The organism is Bacillus sp. PSXD-155, from assembly GCF_049310765.1.
GTDB lineage: Bacteria > Bacillota > Bacilli > Bacillales > Bacillaceae_G > Bacillus_A > Bacillus_A cereus.
Window position 1 is genome coordinate 111,017 of the sequence record NZ_JBMOWC010000006.1, and the last position, 16,005, is coordinate 127,021.

Below are 16,005 nucleotides of genomic sequence, written 5' to 3' on the forward strand. Positions count from 1 at the left end.
TTATGCGGCCTCCTTCGCTTCTTTTTCTTCTGTTACTCGTTTTAAACCAATTACTCCGAAGAAGATTAAACCGATTAATAAAACTTTTACGATAGAGAAAGGTTCTCCGAAGATGAAAATCTCTGTAAGAACAATTCCACCAGCTCCAATTCCTGTAAAGACTGCGTATACAGTGCCGACAGGTAAATCTTTATAAGCTCTAAATAATAAGACGAAACTAATTGTAATTAATAGAGCAACACCAGCCCATTCAAGTGGTGCCTCTGCTTTTTTTAGTCCAATCACCCAAAAGATTTCAATAATACCAGCGATGATTACATAAATCCATGCCATATGTCATTTCTCCTTCCTACCAGTCGTTAGGTAAAGGGCTTAAAAACGACGCATTGCAAAGGAGCAATCCGTCAGTTTGAAAGTCCGCGCCAAAATACTTTCCAAGAAGCGTCTAAACGTGTCTCAAAACGATTTAAACCTGCGTATAGTAGTTCAACCATAAGACCGTCGAGTAAGCATAGAAAAGCCTCTAAGGCGTCTTTTACTTCAATGTTATGCAGCTCATCTTGTTCGCTTGCTCTTTTAAATACAGGGAATAAAAGTTTTCCGACGTTTTCAATGTGTACATTTGCTTTATTAATAATTTGTTCGCGAAATGCATCAGGCGGAAAATAAGAAGTTCGTAACCAAAACATTGATTCTTCACTTTCACCAAAGCGTTTTGCATAGCCTTTTAATAATTTTAAAAGCAATTCTTCAGTAGACGAATTGGAAAAGCTTTCAATATCGCCTGTGAAGCTCTGCAAATCTTTTTGGAGAGCAGATTCTAAGCATATGAAATATAGCTCTTCTTTTCCTTTAAAGTGTGCGTAAATCGATGGTTTTTTAATCCCAACTTCTTGAGCAATATTTGCCAATGAAGTTCCTTCATAGCCGTAGCGTGCGAAATGAGAAAGTGCTACAGCTTTAATGCGGTTTGCTGTCATTTTCATCCCCTACCTACCGTTCGTTAGGTTCATTATATGAGATGAAAAATATAATGTCAATAGGTGAAGAGCTGAAAAAGAGCGTTATAGGTAACGCTCTTTTTAGACAGTCTCTCGCTCAATTAAATGGAATGAAAGTTCTTTTGCACTGCCGACAATTTGCTCGCTTTGGATCTGCTTATGGAATAAAGAAAAAGCATGTGAGCCCATTGCGAGACCGGGATGTTCAATTGTGGAAATTTCTAATGCCTTTGAAATTTCATGATTATCAAATCCGAGGATAGCAAGGTCTTCAGGTACTCGAATGCCATGTTTTCGAGCCTCTGTTAATAAACCAGCTGCAACTTGATCGTTCGCTGTAAAAATAGCAGTTGGACGATTTTTCATATTTAAAATACGATGGAGTATTTGTGCTCCGTCCTGCATTGTATAGCATTGGTGGAAAATCCATTCAGGATGCAACGTTTTCCCTTCGTTACGAAGGGTATCGGCGAACGCTTTTTCGCGCTCCATGGAATTTACACTTGTTTTTCTTGCTAAACAAATTCCGATTTTTTCATGGCCTTTACTTAGTAAATAGGCAGTACCGAGACGGAAACCTTCATAATGATCTACGTAGATGGATGAAATGAGGGGGTGCTTCATTTTTTCACATGAAATAATAGGGGCAAATTTTGCGAAAGGTTCGATTTGTTCCCAAGAGCTCGTTCGGGAGCAAATAATCATCCCATCAAATTGTTTCATTTTCATCATTTCAAGAACACGAATTTCTTCAAGGCTATCGTAATTTGTTTGGCATAAATTAATGTGATATCCAGCTAATAATGCTTCGTTACCGATTCCTTCAATAATGGTACTGAAGTAGGGGAGGTTAATGAAAGGAAGCATAACGCCAATTGTATATGTTTTCCCTCTTATTAAATGGACAGCATTTATATTTTTTGCGTAGTTTAATTCTTCAACAGCATCTAGAACACGCTTACGCTTTTCTTCTTTTACGTAAGGGTGATTATTCAGGACACGAGAAACAGTTGATATCGATACACCAGCAGTTTTAGCAATTTGTTTTATATTGGCCATATGTATCACCTCTTTCACTTATTATAAAGGGAAAATAATAAGAAAGAAAAAATCTTGACCTGAAAAGCTTTTCACAAACTATGGTATTAATAAGACTTCTTTTTATTCGCGTAACCTTTTCACTTGGGCGTAAGAATGATAGGGGGTCTTTTTTGTTTGCAAAAAGTGTTGTCAAAATGTGTGAGAATAACGTAGAAAGTTTTCAAAGGTGGAGTTTGATGACAAAGCGAATATGAAGAGCATATCAACGCTTCGTTCGTTAAGAGAGCGGTATGAAAGGGCGGAAACAAATTGAAAAAAAGAATCATTTGTTTCGTGTTTTCTAGTTTTGTACTTAGTTCGTGTTCGTTTCAGCAAACGATGCAAGAAGAAAAACACTTTGTGGGAACAACAGGAGGAGCTATGGATCGTGTTACGGATCCTATTCCGCTAAAGGAACTTCCAAAATATTTTCCGGTGAAGTTTAAAGTTCCAACGTTTTTACCGTACGACATTACAAGTGATGTGAAGGGTGAAGTAAGAACGCTTGGGAAAAAGAACGCTGTCTTAACGATTAAATATAAACAGAAGGAGCCAGGTAGAAATGAGTATATTGAGTTAAATGTCGCGAACTTTCCTTATAGTTTTCCGGATCTTATGGAAGAGAAGCGATTTCAAGAACAAATGAAACTGAATAATGGAACGTCTGCTTATTTTAAAAATAAAGATGATTATGAACGTGGTGACGAATTTGCTACGCTTATATGGAAAGAGAAAGGAATTGAATATCAGCTGCTGTATCGGAATGTAGAAGAGAACGATGAAAAGGTAATCAAGCAGAATTTATTATACATTGCGAATAAGATGAAATGAAAAAACTAGCTGATTTATTCAGCTAGTTTTTTGTATGTTATTATTTCTTTTTAATTTTGCCTGTCCAAGATTTAAATCCACCTTGTAATTGGTAGAAATCTTTGTAGCCTTGTTTTTTTAAGTATTGCGCTGCACGACCTGTACGGAATCCGCTTTGGCAATATAAGTAAACAGGTTGATCTTGACGAAGTTCTTTATGGCGAAGGCGAATTTGTGATAACGGAATGTTACGTGCACCTAAAATATGCCCTGCGTTATATTCGTCTGCTTCACGAATATCGATAAGCTGTGCTTTACGGTAGCCAGCGCGAAATTCTTCTTCTGTAAGAGTTTTAATTAATTTTTTCTGATAGAAGTACATCCATACAGTGTAGCCGATAAATGCTACGATTACGGCTAATAAAATAATCCAAGTTGTTGACACGATTCTATCGCTCCCTTTTTTCTTATCCTACTTTCAATATTATAATGCCCATATGTATTTATGCAACAGATTCATTTGCATATAAGAAGAAATTTCGTATTCTTTCACAAATTTTGTCGAATTTGGTAGACTAGAGAATGTGAAAAATAATTGGTTATATGAGGTGCAGGATGGGAAAAGAAAAATGGTGTTATATTAACTCTGGTCAATGTTCACCGGCATTTAATATGGCGTTAGATGAATGTTTGTTAAATTGGCAAAGTGAAAAGAAAATGCCACCAACAATTCGTTTTTATGAATGGGAAGTACCAACATTAACAGTTGGATATTTTCAACGTGTTGAGAAAGATATTAATATGGATGTAGTTAACGAAAAGAAATATGGATTCGTTCGTCGTCAAACAGGCGGCAGGGGTGTACTACATGACAAAGAGTTAACGTATAGTGTTATTGTGTCTGAAGATCATCCGAATATGCCGAAAACAGTTACAGAAGCATATCGTGTTATTTCGCAAGGCTTATTAGATGGTTTTAAGGCATTAGGGTTAGAAGCATATTATGCAGTTCCAAAAACAGAAGCAGATCGTGAAAATTTGAAAAATCCACGTTCAGGTGTATGTTTTGATGCACCATCTTGGTATGAAATTGTAGTGGAAGGAAGAAAAATTGCTGGTAGTGCTCAAACACGTCAAAAAGGTGTTATTTTACAGCATGGATCGATTCCATTAGAAATTGATTTAGATGAACTATATGATCTATTTTTATTCCCAAATGAACGTGTGAAGGAACGTATGAAGAGTATGTTCTCTTCTAAAGCAGTAGCAATTAATGAATTAACAGACCGTACATTTACGATAGAACAGTTAATTAAAGCGTTTGAAGTTGGTTTTGAAAAAGGATTGGATGTAGAACTTGTTCCATATGAATTAACAGAAGAACAGTTACATGAAGTTCAAACGTTAGCGAAAGAAAAGTATGAAAGTAATGAGTGGAATTATAAAAAATAAGAGATGGCAATTGCCACCTCTTATTTTTTTATAGTAAATTAAGTACTTTTTCTACTTTGATTCCTTTATCTTGTAAAGAACGAAGGCGACTTACAACGTCCATAATTTCTTTGTCAAATGTAACGCTAATACCTTGGCTTTGTAGTTCTTCTTTTAAGCTTTCAATAGAATCATCTATGTCGATGCCAAGCTCGTAATCTTGACAAACTTCAATTGTCTTTTTCACGAGTTTAACATAATTTTCTTGTAGTTTTGAATTTGTTTCAGTCAAAGCAGGCTGCTTCGGTTTTGCAGGAGCAACCGGTGCTGTCTCTTGCTTTGTAACTGGAGTAGGGACTGCTTTTTTTACAGGCGCTGGAGTAGCTAGTTCTACAGCTGCTTCTACGCTTACTGGCTTCGGTACCGGAGTAGGTTTAGGTGCCATAGCAGGTGTTTCCACACGCGTAACAGGCTTAGGAGCAGGTGTAATTGCTTTTGGAGCTTCTACAACTACTTCTTTTTTTGGTGCTGCTTCTACCTGTGTTTCTTCTTGCTCGGCAGCTTCTTTATTTTCTTTACTCCACATAACGCGTTCAATTTCTAGAGAAACATTGTTTTTGTTCATCGCTGTTAATGTAACTTTACCAACTTCAGCGTTTCCAGTGAAATCAACAATTTTATAAATAACACTCTTGTTCCAATCCACGTTTCCGCTCAAAAATAATTCTTCGTTACATTTCGGCGTTAAGCCCTCGATTTTAATTTCTGCGTTTACACCGTTTTCACTATATACCATAATTAGCGAAGCATTTACATCTTCGTCTGCTAACATTAGTTCACGTACCATTTTGCCGGTGCGTACTTGCGTTTTCTTCTTAACTGACATCTAATTTCTCCTCTCAAAAATTCAGTAATAATAAAAAAATCGTATAACGAAAAATAATTGCTCACGAAGATTTATGATACCGATAATAAAAGCATCACGTCAACAATTAACTTTAATTATTTTGCATTTTTCTTATTTTCTTTATGAAATTTTTCAATTTGTAAAATTAGACAGAAGAAAAAACAGCCTTTTGAAGGGCTGTTAAAAATTTGATTTTTTATATAGTAATTTATATAAAATAAAAAATAAGATAGCAATTAAAGCATTTTGCCAGAAATTTAGATGATAAATGAGATAAGGTTGCTTTTGGAAATAAATATTTAAGAATACAGCGGAACAAAATGGAGTAGCAAATGCGAATCCAAATAGAATTCTTCTTTTCCAATTCATTTTCTGATCAAAGGAGTAACGCTTTAATAAATATAAAAGAAATAGTATACCTAGTATAATTATTGAAACAGACAAAGTAGTTCCAAGGATGCTAAAAGGCGGACTTGATAATGTATTGTTTTTTTCAAATAGAAACATAAAAAATGAAATAATTGCATTTATGCCAAACTGTATAGCAAGAAGTAAGCTAATAGAAAATCCAATTAAAGAGGTTTTTTCTAACTTTGTTTGAGTTGGTAAAGCTGATATAAGTTCATCGCAATAAGATTGTAAATTATCTCCAAAGATGTCATAAGCGTTTTTATTTTCTCCTTGTGCTTTGATGAGGTGATCTAATATTTCTAGTAACAGTTCCTCCATTTGTTGCTCGGGTACGTTTGATATTCGAAGATATACTAACATATCACCATAAGCAGCCTCGTTTTCGGAAGTTAGAAGCTCACGTTTTTTATTATTCAATTCAATCATGTCTTGTGCATTCATCCCTATCACTCCCCCTGTAATAAGTTATTTACCGTAGTTGAAACCATTCCCCAGCTTTGTTTAAATTCTTCAAGCTGCTCTAATCCTTTATCGGTTACGTGATAATATTTTCGTTTTGGACCGAGTGAGGAGGCTTTTAATGTTCCTTCAATCAATTTTTCTTTTTGCATACGTAACAATAACGGATATATGCTTCCTTCGCTTACGAATGTAAATCCGTGTTTATTTAATTTTGTGCTCAGTTCATATCCGTACACTTCTTCTTGTGAAATGATGTATAGGATGCAACCTTCGAGCACACCTTTTAACATTTGGCTGTGCATGATTTCACCACCTTTTACTCAGGTAACTTGCGTTGCAAGGTAGCTGTTATCTAAATTATAACATTCAGTAACTTGCAACGCAAGTTACTGAAGTGGAAAACTTTAATGCGTGTTAATTTTTCAACGTTTCCCATACTAACGAGAGGGAGGGAAGCACATGAAACCATTTATGCCAAAACTCGTTTACTTTGAACCAAAGGCACTTGAATATCCACTTGGAAAAGAGCTTTATGAGAAGTTTACGAAGATGGGATTAGAAATTCGTGAAACGACATCACATAATCAAATTAGAAATTTGCCAGGAGAAAATGATTTGCAAAAGTATCGTAATGCAAAGGCTACGCTTGTCGTTGGAGTAAGGAAGACGCTAAAGTTTGATACGTCAAAACCGTCAGCTGAATATGCAATTCCGCTCGCAACAGGGTGTATGGGACATTGTCATTATTGTTATTTGCAAACAACACTTGGGAGTAAGCCTTACGTTCGTGTGTATGTCAATCTTGATGAAATATTTGAGAAGGCAAAGCAATATATGGATGAAAGGGCACCTGAAATAACAAGATTTGAAGCAGCGTGTACATCAGACATTGTTGGGATTGATCATTTAACACATGCATTAAAGCGGGCGATTGAATTCATTGGAGAAAGTGAATATGGGCGCTTACGTTTCGTCACGAAATATTCGCACGTTGATCATTTATTAGATGCAAAGCATAATGGGAAAACTCGTTTCAGGTTTAGTATAAATTCACGATATGTAATTAAAAATTTTGAACCAGGGACATCGCCATTTGAGGAGCGAATTGAGGCGGCACGTAAAGTAGCAGGTGCAGGTTATCCACTTGGTTTTATAGTCGCGCCACTTTATATGCATGAAGGATGGGAAGAAGGATATCGTGAACTATTTGAGCGACTGTACAATGCGCTGAAAGATATGACGATACCAAATTTAACGTTTGAATTAATTCAGCATCGTTTTACGAAACCAGCGAAAAAGGTTATTCAAGAGCGTTATCCAAATACGAAGCTTGAAATGGATGAAGAGAAGCGAAAGTATAAATGGGGACGATATGGAATTGGGAAATATGTATATAAAAAAGATGAAGCAGAAGTATTGGAGGAAACGATTCGAGGATATATTCATCACTTTTTTCCTGACGCAGAAATTCAATATTTTACATGAAAGGAACTTGTATTTGAATACAGGTTCTTTTCACTTTTGCAGATTTAGGCTCGTTTCCACCTTGTCACGTTATTCTTTCTGGTGTATCATTTTATTGATTGCTTCGTACGGAATAAGCAAAATGAAATTGGATGGAGGAAACCGATGCCTACCCCTAGTATGGAAGATTATATTGAACAAATTTATTTGTTGATTGATGAAAAGGGTTATGCCCGTGTATCTGATATTGCTGAAGCGCTTAGTGTACATCCATCCTCTGTAACAAAAATGGTACAAAAATTAGACAAAGACGAATATCTAATTTATGAAAAATATAGAGGGCTTGTATTAACATCAAAAGGTAAAAAAATCGGGGAACGTCTCGTATATCGACATGAATTGTTAGAACAGTTTATGCGCATTATCGGTGTGGATGAAAGCAAAATTTATAATGATGTAGAAGGAATTGAACATCATTTAAGTTGGGAATCAATTGACCGTATCGGTGATTTAGTACAATACTTTGAACAAGATGAGGTTCGAGTGGAAACACTTCGTGGTGTTCAAAAAGCAAATGAAGAGAAAAGTAATTAAGGGGAACGGATGGCGTTTCCTTTTTTATTTCAATTCGAAAAGGATGGGAGAATTATGAAAGCAATTATTTTTGATTTTGATGGATTAATTGTGGACACAGAAACGATATGGTTTCACTCTTTCAGAGATGCTGTTCGTGAATACGGCGGGGAACTACCTTTAGAGGAATTTGCGAAATGCATTGGAACAACAGATGAGGTACTTTATGCATATTTAAATGATCAATTAAAAGAGAAGTTTAACAAAAGTGTATTAAAAGAAAAAGTGGCAACTTTACATAAAGAGAAAATGAAAATACCAGAAGCTCGTGACGGGGTAAAAGAATATTTAGAAGAAGCGAAAGAAATGGGATTAAAAATCGCACTAGCTTCTAGTTCGTCTAGAGAATGGGTTATTCATTTTTTAGAAGAGCTACAGATTCGAGAATATTTTGAAGTAATTAAAACGAGAGAAGATGTTGAGAAGGTAAAACCAGATCCAGCTCTTTATCGAGTTGCAATAGAAGAATTAGGAATTAAGCCATCTGAAGCTGTTGTATTTGAAGATTCATTAAATGGATTGAGAGCAGCAGTTGCAGCGGGATTAACGTGCGTTGTTGTACCTAATGATGTGACACGGAATTTACCATTTAAAAATCATCATCTTCGAATTGAAAGTATGAGAGAGAAAAGTTTAAAAGAAGTGCTTCAAAGTATAAAAAAAGACCGTATTTCCTAAAAGGAAGCACGGTCTTTCTTTTTACTTTTTTTGCCTTCAATGACAGTTAAATGAGACTGTTTTCTTTTTCGTTTCAAAGTGGAAGAATTCCCTTTTTTACTTTTGTCATTAGAAGTATTTGACTTAAAGAAAGAATTGCCTAGGGGTGCTACATTTTGTTTCCCATGTTTGCGGTTCGATTGTTTTGCCGCACGCTTATATGAGCTTTGCGAATTTGCGGAACCACTGGAATTTGTAAACATCTTGTATAGCAAGTAAAAGATACCGACAACAAGTAACATGTACCCGATATTTCTTAATACACCCATGGGATTTGTAATAACAGATGAAACAAGGCCGAATATTGCCAATCCAATAATAAGCACAAATATAGCGAAAGTAAACGAACGACCGTTCATAAGGGACACCTCCTAAAAACGTATATTAAAATTAGTATATTAACGATGAGGAAAGGAGTTGAACACCATTTTTAAATAATTATTGTTTGTTCTCTAAACGTAATAATTCTTCAAACGATGCAATTGCTACTTCCACTTGGTCATCTGTTGGTTCTTTCGTTGTTAATAGTTGTAGCCATAACCCAGGATATCCAAGTACGCGTAATACGGGAATATCTCTTAATCGATTTGTAAATTGCAATACTTCAAAAGAAATACCAAGTACAACTGGAATTAATAAAATTCGGTTTATAACTCGTGCCCAAAGAGGATCTGTAGGGACTAGAAAATAAACGAACATTCCAATAATGACTGTAAATATAATAAAGCTACTGCCGCATCTATAATGGAGGCGAGTTTGCTTTTGAACGTATTCTACAGTCAGAGGAAGGTTATTCTCATAAGCATTGATTACCTTATGCTCTGCACCGTGATACTGAAATACCCGCTTAATAAGTGGGGTTAAAGAAATAAAGTATATATAGCTCAATAATAGCATGAGCTTAATGACACTTTCGACAATGATTTGCCCAGTATGAGATGGGAAAATCGGTCTCGTTAATTCAGCTAATAGTGCAGGAACTGCTGTGAAGATGACTTTACCGAATATGAAAGATAAAACGCCAACAGCTGCAACTCCTAATACCATCGTTAATTTTGATTGTTCTTCTTTTTTATTTGCAATTTGTTCATCATCTTCTGGGTGGACGTCAAATCGTTCTGAAGCGAAGTTTAAATGCTTTGCTCCATTCGCACTTGCATCCACAATAGCGGCAATACCTCGTAAAAATGGAATTTTTTTTAGGATAGATAATACTTTATTACGAACGCGTGGTAATCGATAAAATTCAATCGATTTATCTTTACGACGAACCGCTGTAACAGTATATTCTCTACCGCCAAACATAACTCCTTCTATGACCGCTTGCCCGCCATATATTTGTTTTGACTCTTCTGCCATGTTAACACCAACCTGTATTTGTTTCTCTCTTATGTAGAAAAAGAGGCAATTGTCATACTGGGTTCTGTCGTTTTGAAATAAGACAATCACCGAGTTTCCTTTATTTTATCGGCAAATACAAGTAGATGACAAGGGAAAATGTTATGAGAGTCGGACATTTCTTATTCTTTTTATAGACAAATTTCGCAGGATTTAAACATGCTTCAAAATAGTTTCGGGCATACTATTGAGCGGAGGTGTCGATGTGAGTCAAGAACAATTAGGAACAAGGAATTTTGTACAAATCGGTTTGTTTGGTGGAATCTTTTGGGGCGGGATATGGTATTTCCTTCATATATTTTCATTCACGGAGGCGGGACCGAATTATTTCCTTTTACCATTTGCGTTTGGAAGTTGGAAGGAAGGTGTATGGGGGAATGTGTCAGGAATAGTTTGTATGGGACTTCTTTCAATTTTGATTGCCTTTTTGTATAAAGCATTTTTTGCGAAGTTTGAAGGGATTATTGTGGGAATTATTTATGGATTATTTTGGTGGACATTACTGTTTTTGGGGATGGGTTTAATGGCTCCTGTTATTAAAAGTGCGCTCCATTTACCAAAAGAGACAATTGTAACGACAATATGTATTTTTATATTGTATGGTGTGTTTATAGCATATTCTGTTTCTTACGCAGTAAATAGCAATAAAGTAGAACAAGAAGGGCGAGAGAAGACGAACTATTCAAATAAGTAACTCCTATGTTAAAATATTGTATAGATATTTAATATTAAGGAGTTTTAAGAATATGAAAAAGTTACTCCTCGTAAACGGTCCTAACCTAAATCGCCTCGGTGTTCGTGAGGTAAATGTATATGGAAAGGGCACGCTAGCGACACTTGAAGCAGATATGAAGCAAGAAGCGGAAACAATGGGAGTGGAGTTAGAATGTTTCCAATCGAATCATGAAGGTGCCATTATCGACATTATTCATGAAGCGGAAGATATATATGAAGGGATCATTTTAAATCCGGGAGCATTTACGCATTATAGCTATGCGATTCGTGATGCCATTGCGAGCATTTCGATTCCTGTTATTGAAGTACATATTTCTAACATTCATCAGCGTGAATCGTTCCGTCACGAATCTGTGACGGCAGCTGTTTGTGCAGGACAAATTGTTGGATTTGGTTTTTATGGCTATAAGTTAGCGTTATTTGCATTAATGGAGAAATTGAGGGAGGCATAAAGTAATGGAGAAAATTGAAAGATTACGAAGTGCATTTGGTGAGGCTGGCATTGACGGTATTTTGTTAACAAATGAACATAGTCGTAGATATATGGCTAACTTCACAGGAACAGCAGGTGTAGTTCTTATTTCAAAAGATCGTGCGCAATTTATTACAGATTTCCGTTACGTCGAGCAGGCAAGTAAACAAGCGGTTGGATATGAGATTGTACAGCACGCAGGATTAATCATTGATGAAGTGGCAAAGCAAGTGAAAGAGCTTGGAATTCAAAAGCTTGGTTTTGAGCAAGATACTCTTACATATAGTTCTTATTCAGCGCATAAGGAAGCGATTGATGCTGAATTTATCCCAACTTCTGGACTTGTAGAAAAGTTACGCTTGATAAAGACTGATTCAGAGATTAAGATATTAAAGGAAGCTGCACAGATTGCAGATGCTGCCTTTGAGCATATTCTATCATTCATTCGCCCGGGAGTATCTGAAATTGAAGTGTCAAATGAACTTGAATTTTTCATGAGAAAACAAGGAGCAACATCTTCTTCGTTTGATATTATCGTTGCTTCAGGTCTTCGTTCGGCATTACCGCACGGCGTGGCATCTGAAAAAGTGATAGAAACAGGAGATTTCGTTACATTAGACTTCGGCGCTTATTACAAAGGATATTGCTCTGATATTACTCGTACGATTGCAGTCGGTGAACCATCTGATAAATTAAAAGAAATTTATAATATCGTTTTAGAAGCACAACTACGTGGTGTGAACGGTATTAAAGCTGGTTTAACAGGTCGCGAGGCTGATGCGCTAACGCGTGATTACATAACGGAAAAAGGATATGGTGAATACTTTGGACACTCTACTGGTCATGGAATAGGTCTTGAAATCCATGAAGCGCCAGGTTTAGCGTTCCGTTCTGATACAGTACTTGAACCCGGTATGGCTGTAACAGTAGAACCAGGTATTTATATTCCAGGTATTGGCGGCGTACGTATTGAAGATGATATCATTGTGACAAGTGAAGGTAATGAAGTAATTACGAAATCACCAAAAGAACTTATTATTTTGTAATACACAGGAGGATTTTTTTACATGATTTCAGTAAACGATTTTCGTACAGGTTTAACAATTTCAGTGGACAATGCCCTTTGGCAAGTACTTGATTTCCAACACGTAAAGCCAGGTAAAGGTGCTGCATTCGTTCGTTCTAAACTACGTAACATTCGCACAGGATCTGTTCAGGAGAAAACATTCCGTGCAGGTGAGAAAGTAGAAAAAGCACACATCGAAAACCGTCGTATGCAATACTTATACGCAAGTGGTGAGGCTCACGTATTTATGGATAACGGAACTTATGAGCAAATCGAGCTTGGTGAAAAACAAATCGAGCGCGAGCTTAAATTCCTAAAAGAAAACATGGAAGTAGCAATCATGACTTATCAAGGCGAAGTACTTGGTGTTGAACTTCCAAACACAGTTGAATTACAAGTTACAGAAACAGAGCCTGGTATTAAAGGTGATACTGCTTCTAACGTAACAAAACCAGCTACATTAGAAACTGGTCTTGTTGTACAGGTACCAATCTTCATTAACGAAGGCGAAATGCTTATCATCAACACTGGTGAAGGTAAATACGTTTCTCGTGCATAGTAGAAAAGCACTCGTGATAATTCACGAGTGCTTTTTTTATAGGAAATAGGGTAGATAGTAAATAGCTGTTATAATAAAACTGACTAAAACAAGTGAAAGAGTACCCATAATAGATGGAGTCAAAACAATTTGAAATGGTTTTATTTCGCCAGTCTCAACACCAGTTAATGTTTTACTTATTGCGTGATCTGTAATGTTATTTCTATGGTTACTCATAATAATTAACCACATAATTGCAAATATTGCTAAACTACCAAGGAAAAATGTCTCTATAAATGACCAACCGACCAATAAGGAAAAAAGATAAATAAGAGCTAATTCTACTACAACGGTTAAACTAATTTTCAATGTCTTCATATTTTTCCCCCTCATTCTGTAATCTCAACCAGTTTAAAAAATTTTCACGTGACACGACATGCAAAGAGCAAGTTGACTTTACTTCTTTCTCTAGTGCAGCGTATTCGTCTGGAAACTTGTTTTCCACATGCAATGAAATATAAGGTAGTTTTTCTTGTGCTTTTAACGAGCGGGTATTATTCGTTTTAGCACCAGCAAATACGTAGGAAAGTTGTAAGTCTAAAAAGGCGATTTTAAAGATTTCTTTTTTAGCAGCCTCGTTATAGCCTTTTCCCCAGTACGGATAGCCGAGCCAACTACCAATGTGAGATTGCTTCTTCTCATCATTAATATGTTTAAGTGTGGTGAGGCCAATTATTTCATTCTCTTCATTCACAATCATTCTCGATAAGGATTTCTTTTGATGTTCTTCTTCTATTGCGAAAAGAAGAAATGCTTTTGTGTCTTCGATGTTTTCTACCGTTATCCCTAATGCATTTTTTATATGTGGATCACTTGATAGCTCGAAAATCACATTTGTATAGCGTAAATCGAGTGGTAATAAAGTAACGTGCTGCATGGTTTATACCCCTTTTAAACTAAATGTACCATAATATACCATAAAATAATATGAATATTCAGATTCTAATTCGGGCTTTAGAGAAAAATTATGTTTTTACTTCTGAAATAGACAACCTCTGCATATGGTTGTACAAATATATTCTTTTTAAGAATACGAAGTTAGTAACTGTTACGGGAGAAGGTGGAAGAATGAAACAGTGGCTAGCGGCAATGGAAACATCCGTGCTTGTTATGGGAGCACTTCGATTATTTTCAGGTAGTGCGGAGATATTTGCTGCTTTGCTTATGCTTTATGTGAATGATGCGAAGAAAGCGTTGTTTATAAATGGTATGTTAGCGTTTGTTGGACCTACCGTATTAATTTTAACAATGACAATTGGGATAGCGAGTGTAGCAAGTGAAATTTCTTTCTTGAAGCTCTTTTTTCTAGCGCTTGGAATTTGCTGTATTTTTATCGCATTACTGAAATAGTAAGTCGAGTATAGTGGGGAGAAGCCGATGAAAGAGGTATTAGAAGTTTTACCAAAAACGATGAAGTACTTAATTGAAGAATGTAAGCAATACGATGCTTTAGAGGAAATTCGTGTTCGAATTGGAAGACCGCTAGAGTGTATTGCACACGGAAAGGTGTTTTTTTATGACTATATCACTACTGCAGAGGATGCTATTTACTTACTGAATAAGTTAAGTCAATTCTCAATTTATACGATGGAAGAGGAATTAAAACGTGGGTATGTGACACTTCGCGGGGGGCATAGAATCGGATTAGCGGGAAAAGTCATTACAGAAAAAAGCGCAGTGAAAATGATTCGTGATGTCTCTTCCTTTAATATTCGTATTGCTCGTCAAAAAATAGGGATTGCTGAACCGCTTTTGCCATATTTGTATGAAAAAAGATGGTTAAACACGATGGTAATTGGCCCTCCGCAAACGGGAAAAACGACACTTTTAAGAGATGTAGCTCGTTGCATGAGTCAAGGAGTAAGTGCTTCGGAAATTCCTTCTTGTAAAGTGGGGATCGTTGATGAACGGTCAGAAATTGCTGGCTGTGTGAAAGGGATCCCGCAATATGATTTTGGTACCCGAGTCGATGTGTTAGACGCGTGTCCAAAGGCAGAAGGAATGATGATGATGATTCGTTCTATGAGTCCTGATATTTTGATCGTAGATGAAATTGGCCGTAAAGAAGATAGTGAAGCAATTATGGAGGCAGTGCATGCAGGTGTTCAGCTTTTTATAAGTGCACACGGATTTTCCTATGAGGATGTTGTGAGACGTCCATCGCTAAAGGCAGTGCTAGAGCTTGGTATATTTGATAGGTTTGTGGAGTTGTCAAAAGCGAGGGGTCCAGGAACGGTCATGCAGGTGAAAGATAAATATGGAAAACCAGTGTTATCAAGTAGAAAGGCTGAGGGCGTATGGTGAAAATATTCGGTGCAGTGTTAATCGTTGCGGTCAGCACCTTTTTCGGGTTTTCATACGCTAAAAGATATAGTGAGAGGCCGAGGCAACTTAGATTATTAAAATCAGCACTTCAATCATTAGAAGCAGAAATTATGTATGGACACACACCTTTATCTGAGGCTGCCGAGCGATTAGTTAAACAAATGCCAAAGCCATTAAATTGGATATTTCAAAGTTTCGCCAGAAGACTACAAAGCGGGGAACAAACAGTAAGAGAAGCGTGGATAGATAGTTTGAAAGAGAACTGGAAGTTAACTGCATTTCAACAAACTGAGTATGAAATACTGCAGCAATTTGGTGAAACGCTCGGACAACATGATCGTGAATCACAACAAAAACATATTCGCTTATGTATTACACATTTGGAGAGAGAAGAAGGAGAAGCGAAAGCGCTACAACTGCAATACGAAAAAATGATTAAGAGCTTAGGGGTACTAGCAGGGCTACTTATTGTAATTTTACTGCTATAGGGGGGAG

Annotated in this window: 23 protein-coding genes; 12 read left to right on the forward strand and 11 right to left on the reverse strand. The window is 36.4% G+C overall.

Going from position 1 to position 16,005, the window contains the following annotated elements:
- The 3 genes from ACO6VI_RS08740 to ACO6VI_RS08750 form a co-directional block, all read right to left on the reverse strand.
- On the reverse strand, positions 1 to 333 hold the full coding sequence (locus ACO6VI_RS08740; RefSeq protein ID WP_000312339.1) for a DMT family transporter: 333 nt from the start codon (positions 331 to 333) through the stop codon (positions 1 to 3).
- Between the two features lie 71 nt (positions 334 to 404).
- The gene (locus tag ACO6VI_RS08745) at positions 405 to 986 is read right to left on the reverse strand and encodes a TetR/AcrR family transcriptional regulator (protein ID WP_002005730.1); all 582 of its coding nucleotides are present in this window, start codon (positions 984 to 986) and stop codon (positions 405 to 407) included.
- 96 nt (positions 987 to 1,082) lie between these two features.
- Entirely contained in the window at positions 1,083 to 2,060 is a 978-nt protein-coding gene (locus ACO6VI_RS08750; protein ID WP_001273986.1) for a LacI family DNA-binding transcriptional regulator, read from the reverse strand.
- Positions 2,061 to 2,375: 315 nt separating this feature from the next.
- Between ACO6VI_RS08750 and ACO6VI_RS08755 the strand changes: the two genes are divergently transcribed.
- Positions 2,376 to 2,912 carry a hypothetical protein gene (locus ACO6VI_RS08755; RefSeq protein ID WP_033695179.1) on the forward strand — a complete coding sequence of 179 codons (537 nt, stop codon included), beginning with the start codon at positions 2,376 to 2,378 and terminating at the stop codon, positions 2,910 to 2,912.
- Positions 2,913 to 2,952: 40 nt separating this feature from the next.
- On the opposite strand, the gene ACO6VI_RS08760 is transcribed toward ACO6VI_RS08755, so the two are convergent.
- The gene (locus ACO6VI_RS08760; RefSeq protein ID WP_000108653.1) at positions 2,953 to 3,336 is read right to left on the reverse strand and encodes a rhodanese-like domain-containing protein; all 384 of its coding nucleotides are present in this window, start codon (positions 3,334 to 3,336) and stop codon (positions 2,953 to 2,955) included.
- Between the two features lie 170 nt (positions 3,337 to 3,506).
- Between ACO6VI_RS08760 and ACO6VI_RS08765 the strand changes: the two genes are divergently transcribed.
- Positions 3,507 to 4,343 carry a lipoate--protein ligase family protein gene (locus ACO6VI_RS08765; RefSeq protein ID WP_000514081.1) on the forward strand — a complete coding sequence of 279 codons (837 nt, stop codon included), beginning with the start codon at positions 3,507 to 3,509 and terminating at the stop codon, positions 4,341 to 4,343.
- Between the two features lie 28 nt (positions 4,344 to 4,371).
- On the opposite strand, the gene ACO6VI_RS08770 is transcribed toward ACO6VI_RS08765, so the two are convergent.
- The 3 genes from ACO6VI_RS08770 to ACO6VI_RS08780 all read right to left on the reverse strand — a co-directional run bounded on the left by ACO6VI_RS08770 (position 4,372) and on the right by ACO6VI_RS08780 (position 6,404).
- Complete coding sequence (locus ACO6VI_RS08770; RefSeq protein WP_000111894.1) at positions 4,372 to 5,208, reverse strand: hypothetical protein; 837 nt, start codon at positions 5,206 to 5,208, stop codon at positions 4,372 to 4,374.
- A gap of 201 nt (positions 5,209 to 5,409) precedes the next feature.
- Entirely contained in the window at positions 5,410 to 6,081 is a 672-nt protein-coding gene (locus tag ACO6VI_RS08775) for a DUF1129 family protein (protein WP_422423189.1), read from the reverse strand.
- A 5-nt stretch (positions 6,082 to 6,086) separates the two neighbouring features.
- Positions 6,087 to 6,404, reverse strand: coding sequence for a PadR family transcriptional regulator (locus ACO6VI_RS08780; RefSeq protein WP_000556083.1), 318 nt, complete (start codon positions 6,402 to 6,404; stop codon positions 6,087 to 6,089).
- Positions 6,405 to 6,561: 157 nt separating this feature from the next.
- Between ACO6VI_RS08780 and splB the strand changes: the two genes are divergently transcribed.
- The 3 genes from splB (at position 6,562) to ACO6VI_RS08795 (ending at position 8,877) form a co-directional block, all read left to right on the forward strand.
- Complete coding sequence (splB, locus tag ACO6VI_RS08785; protein ID WP_000802109.1) at positions 6,562 to 7,587, forward strand: spore photoproduct lyase; 1,026 nt, start codon at positions 6,562 to 6,564, stop codon at positions 7,585 to 7,587.
- Positions 7,588 to 7,731: 144 nt separating this feature from the next.
- Positions 7,732 to 8,160 carry a transcriptional regulator MntR gene (gene mntR / locus ACO6VI_RS08790; RefSeq protein WP_001143080.1) on the forward strand — a complete coding sequence of 143 codons (429 nt, stop codon included), beginning with the start codon at positions 7,732 to 7,734 and terminating at the stop codon, positions 8,158 to 8,160.
- 54 nt (positions 8,161 to 8,214) lie between these two features.
- Positions 8,215 to 8,877, forward strand: coding sequence for an HAD family hydrolase (locus tag ACO6VI_RS08795; protein ID WP_053565474.1), 663 nt, complete (start codon positions 8,215 to 8,217; stop codon positions 8,875 to 8,877).
- On the opposite strand, the gene ACO6VI_RS08800 is transcribed toward ACO6VI_RS08795, so the two are convergent.
- Together ACO6VI_RS08800 and ACO6VI_RS08805 are read right to left on the reverse strand one after the other, a co-directional pair.
- Positions 8,874 to 9,275, reverse strand: coding sequence for an SA1362 family protein (locus tag ACO6VI_RS08800; protein ID WP_001014463.1), 402 nt, complete (start codon positions 9,273 to 9,275; stop codon positions 8,874 to 8,876). The genes ACO6VI_RS08795 and ACO6VI_RS08800 overlap by 4 nt on opposite strands.
- 79 nt (positions 9,276 to 9,354) lie before the next feature.
- A complete protein-coding gene (locus ACO6VI_RS08805; protein WP_063548624.1) occupies positions 9,355 to 10,275 on the reverse strand; it encodes a DUF1385 domain-containing protein in 921 nt (306 codons plus the stop codon).
- 244 nt (positions 10,276 to 10,519) lie between these two features.
- Here ACO6VI_RS08805 and ACO6VI_RS08810 point away from each other — a divergent pair, with 244 nt between their 5' ends.
- The 4 genes from ACO6VI_RS08810 to efp are packed head-to-tail and all read left to right on the forward strand — an operon-like array spanning position 10,520 to position 13,146.
- A complete protein-coding gene (locus ACO6VI_RS08810; RefSeq protein ID WP_063548622.1) occupies positions 10,520 to 11,008 on the forward strand; it encodes a YqhR family membrane protein in 489 nt (162 codons plus the stop codon).
- A gap of 52 nt (positions 11,009 to 11,060) precedes the next feature.
- The gene (gene aroQ, locus ACO6VI_RS08815) at positions 11,061 to 11,501 is read left to right on the forward strand and encodes a type II 3-dehydroquinate dehydratase (protein WP_000735140.1); all 441 of its coding nucleotides are present in this window, start codon (positions 11,061 to 11,063) and stop codon (positions 11,499 to 11,501) included.
- A 4-nt stretch (positions 11,502 to 11,505) separates the two neighbouring features.
- Positions 11,506 to 12,567: a Xaa-Pro dipeptidase gene (gene pepQ / locus ACO6VI_RS08820; RefSeq protein WP_000411057.1), complete on the forward strand. Its 1,062-nt coding sequence runs from the start codon at positions 11,506 to 11,508 to the stop codon at positions 12,565 to 12,567.
- Between the two features lie 21 nt (positions 12,568 to 12,588).
- The gene (gene efp, locus ACO6VI_RS08825; RefSeq protein ID WP_000626513.1) at positions 12,589 to 13,146 is read left to right on the forward strand and encodes an elongation factor P; all 558 of its coding nucleotides are present in this window, start codon (positions 12,589 to 12,591) and stop codon (positions 13,144 to 13,146) included.
- 36 nt (positions 13,147 to 13,182) lie between these two features.
- Here the strand turns inward: efp and ACO6VI_RS08830 are convergent, their stop codons facing one another.
- Positions 13,183 to 13,503, reverse strand: a complete 321-nt coding sequence (locus ACO6VI_RS08830) for a hypothetical protein (RefSeq protein WP_063548620.1) — start codon at positions 13,501 to 13,503, stop codon at positions 13,183 to 13,185.
- Positions 13,484 to 14,062: a GNAT family N-acetyltransferase gene (locus ACO6VI_RS08835; RefSeq protein ID WP_023522996.1), complete on the reverse strand. Its 579-nt coding sequence runs from the start codon at positions 14,060 to 14,062 to the stop codon at positions 13,484 to 13,486. Before ACO6VI_RS08835 ends, ACO6VI_RS08830 begins: the two co-directional genes overlap by 20 nt.
- Before the next feature lie 191 nt (positions 14,063 to 14,253).
- On the opposite strand from ACO6VI_RS08835, the gene ACO6VI_RS08840 reads away from it, so the two are divergent.
- Genes ACO6VI_RS08840 through spoIIIAB form a run of 3 tightly spaced genes read left to right on the forward strand, consistent with a single transcriptional unit; the run spans position 14,254 to position 15,998 of the window.
- Complete coding sequence (locus ACO6VI_RS08840) at positions 14,254 to 14,535, forward strand: YqhV family protein (RefSeq protein WP_000816050.1); 282 nt, start codon at positions 14,254 to 14,256, stop codon at positions 14,533 to 14,535.
- A gap of 27 nt (positions 14,536 to 14,562) precedes the next feature.
- A complete protein-coding gene (spoIIIAA, locus tag ACO6VI_RS08845) occupies positions 14,563 to 15,489 on the forward strand; it encodes a stage III sporulation protein AA (RefSeq protein WP_000665907.1) in 927 nt (308 codons plus the stop codon).
- Positions 15,483 to 15,998 carry a stage III sporulation protein SpoIIIAB gene (spoIIIAB, locus tag ACO6VI_RS08850; RefSeq protein ID WP_000238703.1) on the forward strand — a complete coding sequence of 172 codons (516 nt, stop codon included), beginning with the start codon at positions 15,483 to 15,485 and terminating at the stop codon, positions 15,996 to 15,998. The genes spoIIIAA and spoIIIAB overlap by 7 nt, the downstream gene beginning before the upstream one ends.
- Positions 15,999 to 16,005: the final 7 nt, after the last annotated feature.

Bases quoted from the DNA above. Each gene is read 5' to 3' on its own strand.
- ACO6VI_RS08740 (WP_000312339.1), bottom strand. From the start codon at position 333: ATGGCATGGATTTATGTAATCATCGCTGGTATTATTGAAATCTTTTGG.
- ACO6VI_RS08745 (WP_002005730.1), bottom strand. From the start codon at position 986: ATGAAAATGACAGCAAACCGCATTAAAGCTGTAGCACTTTCTCATTTC.
- ACO6VI_RS08750 (WP_001273986.1), bottom strand. From the start codon at position 2,060: ATGGCCAATATAAAACAAATTGCTAAAACTGCTGGTGTATCGATATCA.
- ACO6VI_RS08765 (WP_000514081.1), top strand. From the start codon at position 3,507: ATGGGAAAAGAAAAATGGTGTTATATTAACTCTGGTCAATGTTCACCG.
- ACO6VI_RS08770 (WP_000111894.1), bottom strand. From the start codon at position 5,208: ATGTCAGTTAAGAAGAAAACGCAAGTACGCACCGGCAAAATGGTACGT.
- ACO6VI_RS08775 (WP_422423189.1), bottom strand. From the start codon at position 6,081: ATGAATGCACAAGACATGATTGAATTGAATAATAAAAAACGTGAGCTT.
- ACO6VI_RS08780 (WP_000556083.1), bottom strand. From the start codon at position 6,404: ATGCACAGCCAAATGTTAAAAGGTGTGCTCGAAGGTTGCATCCTATAC.
- splB (WP_000802109.1), top strand. From the start codon at position 6,562: ATGAAACCATTTATGCCAAAACTCGTTTACTTTGAACCAAAGGCACTT.
- mntR (WP_001143080.1), top strand. From the start codon at position 7,732: ATGCCTACCCCTAGTATGGAAGATTATATTGAACAAATTTATTTGTTG.
- ACO6VI_RS08795 (WP_053565474.1), top strand. From the start codon at position 8,215: ATGAAAGCAATTATTTTTGATTTTGATGGATTAATTGTGGACACAGAA.
- ACO6VI_RS08800 (WP_001014463.1), bottom strand. From the start codon at position 9,275: ATGAACGGTCGTTCGTTTACTTTCGCTATATTTGTGCTTATTATTGGA.
- ACO6VI_RS08805 (WP_063548624.1), bottom strand. From the start codon at position 10,275: ATGGCAGAAGAGTCAAAACAAATATATGGCGGGCAAGCGGTCATAGAA.
- aroQ (WP_000735140.1), top strand. From the start codon at position 11,061: ATGAAAAAGTTACTCCTCGTAAACGGTCCTAACCTAAATCGCCTCGGT.
- pepQ (WP_000411057.1), top strand. From the start codon at position 11,506: ATGGAGAAAATTGAAAGATTACGAAGTGCATTTGGTGAGGCTGGCATT.
- efp (WP_000626513.1), top strand. From the start codon at position 12,589: ATGATTTCAGTAAACGATTTTCGTACAGGTTTAACAATTTCAGTGGAC.
- ACO6VI_RS08830 (WP_063548620.1), bottom strand. From the start codon at position 13,503: ATGAAGACATTGAAAATTAGTTTAACCGTTGTAGTAGAATTAGCTCTT.
- ACO6VI_RS08835 (WP_023522996.1), bottom strand. From the start codon at position 14,062: ATGCAGCACGTTACTTTATTACCACTCGATTTACGCTATACAAATGTG.
- ACO6VI_RS08840 (WP_000816050.1), top strand. From the start codon at position 14,254: ATGAAACAGTGGCTAGCGGCAATGGAAACATCCGTGCTTGTTATGGGA.
- spoIIIAA (WP_000665907.1), top strand. From the start codon at position 14,563: ATGAAAGAGGTATTAGAAGTTTTACCAAAAACGATGAAGTACTTAATT.
- spoIIIAB (WP_000238703.1), top strand. From the start codon at position 15,483: ATGGTGAAAATATTCGGTGCAGTGTTAATCGTTGCGGTCAGCACCTTT.